8 protein-coding genes are annotated in these 8,718 nt (G+C 65.3%); 2 read left to right on the top strand and 6 right to left on the bottom strand.

All coding sequences use genetic code 11. The annotated features are described in order from the left end of the window. A partial coding sequence (locus tag V7Q39_RS16735) for a serine/threonine-protein kinase (RefSeq protein WP_333817754.1) occupies positions 1-724 on the bottom strand: 724 nt, incomplete at its 3' end. 160 nt (positions 725-884) lie between these two features. Here V7Q39_RS16735 and tssH point away from each other — a divergent pair. Together tssH and V7Q39_RS16745 are read left to right on the top strand one after the other, a co-directional pair. Beyond that, positions 885-3,593: a type VI secretion system ATPase TssH gene (tssH, locus tag V7Q39_RS16740; protein WP_333817756.1), complete on the top strand. Its 2,709-nt coding sequence runs from the start codon at positions 885-887 to the stop codon at positions 3,591-3,593. Positions 3,594-3,604: 11 nt separating this feature from the next. Further along, positions 3,605-4,012, top strand: a complete 408-nt coding sequence (locus tag V7Q39_RS16745) for a hypothetical protein (protein WP_333817757.1) — start codon at positions 3,605-3,607, stop codon at positions 4,010-4,012. Positions 4,013-4,102: 90 nt separating this feature from the next. On the opposite strand, the gene V7Q39_RS16750 is transcribed toward V7Q39_RS16745, so the two are convergent. From V7Q39_RS16750 to V7Q39_RS16770, 5 genes are all read right to left on the bottom strand, one after another. Further along, positions 4,103-4,789 carry a hypothetical protein gene (locus V7Q39_RS16750; protein WP_333817758.1) on the bottom strand — a complete coding sequence of 229 codons (687 nt, stop codon included), beginning with the start codon at positions 4,787-4,789 and terminating at the stop codon, positions 4,103-4,105. Then, on the bottom strand, positions 4,789-5,574 hold the full coding sequence (locus V7Q39_RS16755; RefSeq protein WP_333817759.1) for a hypothetical protein: 786 nt from the start codon (positions 5,572-5,574) through the stop codon (positions 4,789-4,791). The genes V7Q39_RS16750 and V7Q39_RS16755 overlap by 1 nt, the downstream gene beginning before the upstream one ends. Beyond that, positions 5,574-6,617 (bottom strand): DUF4150 domain-containing protein, encoded by a 1,044-nt coding sequence (locus tag V7Q39_RS16760; RefSeq protein ID WP_333817760.1) that lies wholly within the window; start codon positions 6,615-6,617, stop codon positions 5,574-5,576. Before V7Q39_RS16760 ends, V7Q39_RS16755 begins: the two co-directional genes overlap by 1 nt. Further along, a complete protein-coding gene (locus V7Q39_RS16765; protein ID WP_333817761.1) occupies positions 6,614-7,705 on the bottom strand; it encodes a 3-oxoacyl-ACP synthase in 1,092 nt (363 codons plus the stop codon). Before V7Q39_RS16765 ends, V7Q39_RS16760 begins: the two co-directional genes overlap by 4 nt. Beyond that, the coding region (locus tag V7Q39_RS16770) for a DUF2169 family type VI secretion system accessory protein (RefSeq protein ID WP_333817762.1) at positions 7,698-8,718 on the bottom strand (1,021 nt) is incomplete at its 5' end. The genes V7Q39_RS16770 and V7Q39_RS16765, both read right to left, overlap by 8 nt.

Below are 8,718 nucleotides of genomic sequence, written 5' to 3' on the forward strand. Positions count from 1 at the left end.
GCACGCCCTCGGTATCCAGCCGGTTCTGCTTGCGGCGGACGATCTCTCCCGGCGTGGCCCCGGCAAACGGCACCTGCCCCCGGAAAGCCGCCAGAAGCGTCGCCCCCAGCGCATAAAGGTCCGACCGCTTCTCTGCCCGGCCTTCCAGCTGCTCGGGCGCGGCATATTCGTATTTCCCGGCAAATTCATTGCCGACGATGGTCTTCGCCCCCGTCGAGGTGTCCTTGGCGATGCCGAAGTCGATAATCGTCGCCTTCTCCGGCGCACTGTCGCGCAACACCACGTTGTCCGGCGACAGGTCGCGGTGGACGATCCCCCGGGCATGGGCCGCCACCAGCCCCTCGGCCACCCGGTGCGCGATGATCATCAGCTCGCGCACATCCATCCGGCGGCGCATCATCACGTCGTTCATCGACGGCCCGTCGATGAAATCCATCACCAGAAACACATGGCCCTGATCGGTCCGCGAACATTCGGTATAGCGCACCACCGCGTCGTTCAGCACGTCGCGCATCTGCTCTTCGCGGCGCATCAGCTGGATATAGTCGTCGTTGCCCGAGAACTGCGCGTTCAGCGCCTTGATCGCGACGATCCGCCCGGAAATCTGGTTCCGCGCCCGATAGACCTCGCCCGTGCCGCCGCGCCCCAGCACACCCTCGATCTCGTAGGTGTGGTTCAGCACCTGTCCCTGGCGGAAGATGTCTCCGGGCAGACGGTCGATCATCCTGTCACCCTGCAGCCGACCGGGGTCTGGATTCCACCACCGGCTCTGCCAGCAAAACATTCGCCATGGGAAAAATTCCGGACTAGACTGACCTTGCGGAAAGCCTGCGTCTTTCCGCCCTGATGAGCAAGCATATTCAAAACACTTGAGGGGAAGGATTATGGCCCCACGCGGCGGCACCGAGACGATCAAGCGGAAAGAGCTTGTCGGCAAGCTGAACCCTGTCTGCCTGAAGGCGTTTTCCGCTGCGGCCCAGACAGCCAAGGCGCGCGGCAACCCTTACGTCGAACTTGTGCATTTCATCGAGGCGCTGTCCCAGTCCGCCCGATCCGATTTCGAAATTCTTTGCGCTTCAGCCGGGATGGACGCTTCGCGCCTGGCCGCCGACATCACAAGGGCCGTCGATGCCCTGCCGCATGGCGCGGGCTCGGTCGAGGAGTTCTCCGACCATATCTTCCGCGCCATCCAGGAGGGCTGGACTTTCGGCAGCCTGGAATTCGGCGACGACACCGTGCGGTCGGCCTATATCCTGCTCGGCGCGCTGAAGGTGCCGGTGCTGGAAGGCCTGCTCTTCAAGATCAGCCTGGAGTTCGACAAGATCGACCCGGCCTCGATGGGCGCGCAACTGGGCGATCTGCTGGCGGAGTCGGTCGAGGGCGCGAAGCCCGAAGGCGAGGCCCCGAAGGCCAAGCAGGCCCCCGGCGGCAAATCGGCGCTGGACCAGTATGCGACGAACCTGACCGAACGCGCCCGGGCCGGAAAGATCGACCCGGTGATCGGCCGCGATCCGGAAATCCGCCAGATCATCGACATCCTGATGCGCCGCCGCCAGAACAACCCGATTCTCACCGGCGAAGCAGGGGTCGGCAAGACCGCGGTGGTCGAAGGCTTCGCCCTGCGGCTGGCGCGCGGCGACGTGCCGCCGCAGTTGAAAGCGGTCGATCTGCACATGCTGGACGTGGGCCTGATGCAGGCCGGGGCTTCTGTGAAGGGCGAGTTCGAGAAGCGCCTGAAGCAGGTGATCGACGAGGTGCAGTCATCGGAGAAACCGATCATCCTCTTCATCGACGAGGCGCATACTCTGATCGGCGCCGGGGGCGCTGCGGGCACGGGTGATGCCGCGAACCTGCTGAAGCCCGCCTTGGCACGGGGCGAGTTGCGTACCGTCGCCGCGACCACCTGGTCGGAATACAAGGAGCATATCGAGAAGGACCCCGCCCTCACCCGCCGCTTCCAGGTGGTCAAGGTGGAGGAACCGGCGGAGGAAGCCGCCGTCCGCATGCTGCGCGGCGTGGCCGGGGTGCTGGAAAAGCACCACAAGGTGGAAATCCTGGATGAGGCGATCGAGGCCGCGGTGACGCTGTCGCACCGCTACATCCCCTCGCGCCAGCTGCCGGACAAGGCGATCAGCCTGCTCGACACCGCCTGCGCAAGGGTTGCTGTCTCGCAGCACGCCACGCCTGCCGAGGTGGAAGACATCGAACGCCGCCTGTCCTCGCTTGAGGTCGAACAGGGGATCATCAGCCGCGAAGAAGCCATCGGCATCGAGGTCGGCGAGCGCAAGGCCGAGGTCGAGGCCGCGCTGGCGAAGGCCGGGGCCGAACTGGACGCCGCGAAAGCCCGCTGGGACGCCGAGAAGGCTCTGGTGGACGAAGTCCTCTCCCTGCGTGCCACCCTGCGCGGGGCGGGGCAGCCCGTCGATGAGACCGGCATTACCGGCGAGACTCCTCCGGAAGCGTCCGAAGACACCGCCGAGCCCGAGGCCCTGACCCCGGAAGCCCGCGCCGAGATGCTGGCCAACCTGCGCGCGAAAATGGCCGCCTTGGCCGAGGCGCAGGGGGAACGCCCACTGATCCTTCCCGCGGTGGATCGTCTTGCCGTGGGGGCCATCGTTCAGGACTGGACCGGCATCCCGATGGGACGGATGCTCGCCAGCCAGACCGAACGCGCCCTGCAACTGGCCGGGACGCTCTCCGAGCGCGTGGTGGGACAAGATCACGCCATGGGCATGATCTCCAATCGCATCCAGACCAGCTACGCCGGCCTCGGCGCGCCGGAAAAACCCATCGGCGTCTTCATGCTCTGCGGCCCCTCCGGCGTCGGCAAGACCGAGACCGCGCTGGCGCTGGCGGAAACCCTCTATGGCGGCGAGCAGAACCTGATCTCGATCAACATGTCCGAGTTCCAGGAGGCGCATACCGTCAGCACCCTGAAAGGCGCGCCTCCGGGTTATGTCGGCTATGGCAAGGGCGGCATCCTGACCGAGGCCGTTCGCCGCCGCCCCTATTCGGTGATCCTCCTGGACGAGGTGGAAAAGGCCCACCCCGACGTGCACGAGATCTTCTTCCAGGTCTTCGACAAGGGAATGATGGACGACAGCGAGGGGCGTCGGATCGACTTCAAGAACACGCTGATCCTGCTGACCTCCAACGTCGGGTCGGAAGAGATCATGGCGATGACCGAGGACGGCAAGTCTGGCGCGGACCTTGAGGAGCTGACCGCCTCGCTGCGCGCGCCGCTCCTCAAGGTATTTCCGGCGGCGCTTCTGGGACGGGTGGTGACGATCCCCTACTATCCCCTGTCGGACCAGATGATCGAGGCCATCGCCGGCCACAAGCTGCGCGGCATCGCCCGGCGGCTGGAGGCGGGGCATGGCGCGGAACTGGTGATCGGCGAGGGGGTGATGGACACGATCAAGGCCCGCTGCACCGAGATCGAGAGCGGGGGGCGGATGATCGACGCGATCCTGACCAACACGCTGCTGCCGGAACTCAGCCGCCAGGTCCTGAACCGCAAGCTGGAGGGGGCGGAACTGACCCGCGTCACGGTGACGGGCTCGGACGCCGGGTTCGGCTATGCCTTCGAATAGGGAGAGCTGCGATGCATGACGGACCTTTCCTCGGCCTGCAGGGCGTCCACCGGGCCGAGATCATCGGCATCGGCCCGGACGGCCGCGCGCTGGTGCGTGTCCCGGCGGTGCTGGGCGACACCCCCGCCTTCGCGCAGTCGCTGGTCCCCGTGACGGCGGCTTCGGTTGGCAGGGTGGCGGCGGTCACGATGATGGACGACCAGCCGCTGATCCTGGGCCTGATCCAGCCCCCCGCCCCGCAGGTCGAGGTGGACGGGGAGAGGCTGGTGATCGAGGCCGGGCGGGAGATGACGCTCCGCTGCGGAAAGGCGTCGATCACGATGACGGCGGACGGGCGGGTGACGATCCGGGGGACCCAGGTCCTGAGCCGCTCAGACGGCCCGAACCGGGTGCAGGGGGCGAGCGTGCAGCTGAACTGAGGCCGGGGTGCCCGCGCGCGGGCAGGTTTGCGGGGTAAGGGAAATCAAGGGGTTGGGTGTGGGCGGTAACGGATTGTTAGAATATGCAGATCAATGATCATGCTCGTCGGCGTCCAGCACAAACGGGTTTCCGTTCCGCAGCAATCGGTTGATGTGCCGGTCCAGCAGATCAGGTGCCTGTGCCGGATCGTAGGGGAATTCAGGGTCCAACACTTCGGGTGAGACAGGCCTGCCGACCGGGAAATGATCGTCAAACAGCCTTGCCTGCGGGTTGCCTTCGGCAGACCAGGAGTGATGCCGTTCCAGTCGCTGGATCGTTGCCTCGAACCAGGCGTGGTATTCGGGCATAGGTCCGATCACATGCCGGGCAAAGTTGTACATCCAGACGGCGCGGTCGGCGATGACCGGATTGTTCCCCCGTTCGTCAAGCACATCAAACAGGATCGTCATCTCGGTCAGCAAGGCACCGCGCACAGGACCGCGCCACAAGTCGTCGGGGGGATAGTGGCGGGCGCAGGCGTAGTCTGGGGCCATTTCAGCCCAGACCGCCTGCGTGAACTCCATCGGTTCGCGGTCCGGGTCAAGCGGGCCGAGCCGGGCCAGAATCCAGTAACCCGATCCGATGGCAAGCGCGAGGTTGGCATTATGGGTGAGCAGAAGCAGCCGGTCATGCAGATCGGATGGCAAAAAGTGAAAGTGGACAAGGTAGTTGGGCTCGTCCCAGGCATAATCGGCCGGTCGCGGTGGAAGAAACAGGCGCGGGTCGACAATGGCCATCAGCTTGCTAGCCGATATGGCGTGCCCTTGAAGCCCCGCTCGCGCAACAGATCGGGCGTGGCGAGCAAGGGGTTTCCGGCAGGGTCGATGGAATTCAGTTCGGCGACTGCCAGCGCGCGAAGGTCCTTCCCGGTCGGGTCGAACGAAAGGTTCAGCACCTCCATCGGAAACGGATCGCCGTGGACCTTTCGAACGGTATCTTCCCATTCCTCGCGTGATGCATAGTCCGAAAGCTTTGGCGAGGGATGTTCGTGGAAAGGCGCGATAACATCCATTCGCGCGATCATCTTTTCGACCCAGCTGTCGAAGATGTCCTGATTTTCGCGCCCTGCAATATGCCGCGCCAGATTGATCATGAAGGAGACATCGGCAATCGGGCTGTTCGAATTGAAGAAGCTCGGCATGCGTTCGACAATATCAAAAAAATAGAACGCTACGGATCGCCTGATCGCGGAAATCCGTTCGGCGCCGGAATCGACCATGGTGATGGGAAGCCCGAACAGCTTGGGATACCGCCAGTCAAACTGATAGCAGAATATCTGCTCGATCAGAGAATTGTTCATCTTCTGGTCAAGCGCGGTGATCGTCCGCGCAGAGCAAAAGCCGACGCAGCCGATATAGATCATATAAAGGGCGCAGTTGGTCTTGTTCAGCAGGGCCTTCTGAAGTGGCGTAAAGTCAGACGTCGGGCCGATGTGTTTTGTCAGCCCTTTCCAGACGAAGCGATCAATATCACCGGGCTGCATTGGTTGAATGTGGGGAAGATGTGGCAGAATATCAAGCATTACAGTCCCTCCGGGGGTGGATCACCTTCTTTGCAGCCATCTCTGGTCGTGCCATCATCATTGCAAAGTTCAATCTTCATACACTCGCAGGCGGCTTTCAGAACCTTCTGGCAGTTTCCGCAGGCATCGTTCCGTGGCTTCGGGTTTCCCGACTGATGCCATTCGATGTTCATGATCAGCTTCGCGCCGGGGCAAAGCTTCTTGTGGTCTATGTTTTCCAGAATCCCCGGTTCGCTGTGGGCGTGCATACCGCCGCGAGGATGGGTGAAATCCGATCCGCATATCTTTGACGGAACCCGCTTCTTGACCTTGCCTTTTGCGTTCTTTTCTCCATCGGGATGGTCGACAAGCACGTCGTCCGTCGATCCGGCCGGGGTGCAGAACTGCGGATTGAACCGGCGCACCATGCCGCTGCTTGTTCCTGCCATGGCGGTCTGTTTGCCGCAGCTGTCCAGCACGGCATGGGAAATGGTCCCGCTTTTCTTGAAGTTGGTGAGCTTGGTCTTTTCCTCGTCGGAAAGTCCCTTGCCCTTGGACTGCTCTTCAACCTTCTTGAAGGCTTCCTTGTTGGCTTCGTCCAGTTTGGCACAAGGATTGCCACCTTCGCCGACGATGACCGCAGCCTGCGCGGCGCTCACCCCCATCGACGCGTTCCCCGCGTTCATGTGGTTCTGCGTCGTAAGATCGCTGAACCGTTCCGCCCCGCCGCCCTCGAAGATAACGTCGAAGGAATAGGCGGCGAATTTCAGCGGGCCGGTGATCTTGTGCGTCACCACCCCCGCGCCGAAGCTGTTGGTGGCGGGCTCGTCGCCGGTGGTCTTGGAGTACTTGCTGGCGTTCTTCTTCCCCGCCTCCTTCCCCTTCACGAACACACTCGTGCAGCCGTCGGTCGTGTCCGAGGCCATGCCGGTCAGCGGATAGGGGATCGGCACCGGCCCGGCGGGCGGCGGCGGGGGGGACATGCAGACATCGGGCATCGCGGCGATGGTCTTGTTGGGCGTGGCCTTGCCCGAAACCTCCAGCCCGTTCGCAAAGACGCTCATCCTGCCCCCCGCATCTCGGCGGTCAGCGCGACGCGGCGGCCGTCGTCTTCGCCCGCGAAGCACAGGGCGCGGTTCTGCGGCAGCAACCCGGCGCGGCCCATCTCGAAGGCCCAGGCGAGTTGGGCGGGCATCAGGGCCGCGCCGATCTCTCCGGCGTATTCGATCAGGTTCCAGTGTTCTGTATATCCGCGCGGGCGGCGGGAGCGGCCTTCGGGCGGGGCGCGGTCAAGGCGCATCTGGGCCATCATCTGCTCCTTGAACTTGAAATGCTCGCCGTTCAGATCGCCAATCAATGCCGGGAAATCATAGAACGGAATCCCCGTCACCGCCAGCGCGGCGCGGATCGCCTGGGTCAGGCCCTCGCCCGTCACCGCCTGTTCGCGGCTACCGCCGTCGCGGCCGGGTTCCAGGCCGGTGCCCATGCCGGTGATGGCAAGCTCGGGGCCCTGGGTGGTTCCCGTGCGGGCCACCAGGATCGCCGCCCCGGCCTCGCCCACGGTGAAGCCCGAGGTGTTGGTGCCGCAAAGGAGGCGGTTGCGGCCGATGTAGTGCTCGACGATCACCTGGCGCAGCAGGCTTTCGACGCCGACGAGGATCTGCAGCGGGTAGCGGCTGGACTGGCGGGCGGCGGTGGCGAGGAGATGCGGCAGGCCGGAGCGTCCGCCGCCGATCACGCCGGAGCCGGGGGGCAGCGGGCGGCCCAGTTTGCGGGCGAGGCCGTCGAGCATCCGGGTTTCCAGGTCGCCGGGACGGCCGGGGCGGTCGGGCGGGGCGACGGTCATCAGGATGGGGATGTCCGATGCGGGGCGGCGGAGGGCGTCGGGCAGGGTGGCGACCTGGGCCAGGCATTCCTCGATGGGGGGCGTGGCGAGGTCGGGGAGGAAGCTCGGCCCCTCCCACCACTGATGCGCAGCGACGCGGAAGCAGTTGAGGTTGGCGCCGATGGTCGGGTCCCAGAGGTTTCCGGTTTCGGAGCCGATGATCTGGCCGCGGATGCCCGCGATGGTGGAGGGGCCATCGGGGCCGAGCGCGGACCAGATGCCGTAGCCGATGACCGAGAGGCCGGGGGCGATGCCTGTCTCAGCCATGGCTGCCCCCCGGCCAGTGGGCGGCACCGTCCAGAGGCCGTTCGACGACGATGGCGCGGGCGAATTCGAAGAGGTCGCGCTCGGCGGTGATGCGGGTGCGCCAGGTGAGGCACATGCGGGCGGCCTCGGGGAGGAGGAGGACGGTGTCGAGGTTGGCGATGCGCTGGGTGACGCGGCCGGATTTCCGTTCGAAGGTGACGACGATCTGGGTGCGGGGGATGTCGCCCGAGAGGCGGCCTTCGGGGGAGAGGTTGACCAGTTCGACGGGCTCGCCGCCGGTGGGGTAGGGGATCTGCTGGTCGGGGGCGGAGGCCTGGAAGTAGCGGTCGTCGAAATCCATCGGCAAAAGGGGCACGCGGTTGTCCAGCCAGGCGTCGTCATAGGTGCCGGCGTATTGGCGGCGGGGCAGCCAGGTGCGGCCGAGGGGGCCGAAGGCCATGGGGGGGAAGCCGCCGTCGGGGGACACCGCGTCCTGACCGAATTCCGAGGTCTGGGCCAGGGGCTTGCCCTCGCGGTTGACCGAGTTCGGGTAGTAGCCGAGGCCCGCGGGGTTTTCCTGGAAGGATTTGGCCATGGCGGGGTTCTCGGCCTCGGGGTCGATGCCGCCATAGGCGTGGTCGTAGCCGATGTCCTGCACCAGGAAGGGGCGTTTCTCGGAGGGCGTGTGGCCCGCCGCCCCGCGCAGCCAGATGCGGCTGCCGTGGGCGGTGAATTTCTTCGCCCAGGGACCGAGGCGGATGCCCACGTCGACCGTGGTTGCGGGTTCGCCGCGCGGGGCATGGGCCCGGGCGTGGCACAGCACGTCGCAGCGCGGGCGGAAATGGGCGAAGTCGGTCTCGAAGACCGGGGCGTCCCAGGCGGGGTCGGGGCCGAAGACGTCGGCCTCGATCAGGGGCAGCTGCTCGGGCGCGACCAGGCTGGGCTCGCCGCGGGTGGGCGACAGGGTGAAGGTGGCGCGGACCACCAGCACGATCTGCTCGTGCCCCTGCTTGTCCAGCGCGAGGGTGAAATTG

Origin of the sequence: Tabrizicola sp., assembly GCF_036781545.1 — a bacterium.
GTDB lineage: Bacteria > Pseudomonadota > Alphaproteobacteria > Rhodobacterales > Rhodobacteraceae > Tabrizicola.

Excerpts from the sequence above, each read along its gene's own strand:
- tssH (WP_333817756.1), top strand. The coding sequence starts at position 885 with ATGGCCCCACGCGGCGGCACCGAGACGATCAAGCGGAAAGAGCTTGTC.
- V7Q39_RS16745 (WP_333817757.1), top strand. The coding sequence starts at position 3,605 with ATGCATGACGGACCTTTCCTCGGCCTGCAGGGCGTCCACCGGGCCGAG.
- V7Q39_RS16750 (WP_333817758.1), bottom strand. The coding sequence starts at position 4,789 with ATGGCCATTGTCGACCCGCGCCTGTTTCTTCCACCGCGACCGGCCGAT.
- V7Q39_RS16755 (WP_333817759.1), bottom strand. The coding sequence starts at position 5,574 with ATGCTTGATATTCTGCCACATCTTCCCCACATTCAACCAATGCAGCCC.
- V7Q39_RS16760 (WP_333817760.1), bottom strand. The coding sequence starts at position 6,617 with ATGAGCGTCTTTGCGAACGGGCTGGAGGTTTCGGGCAAGGCCACGCCC.
- V7Q39_RS16765 (WP_333817761.1), bottom strand. The coding sequence starts at position 7,705 with ATGGCTGAGACAGGCATCGCCCCCGGCCTCTCGGTCATCGGCTACGGC.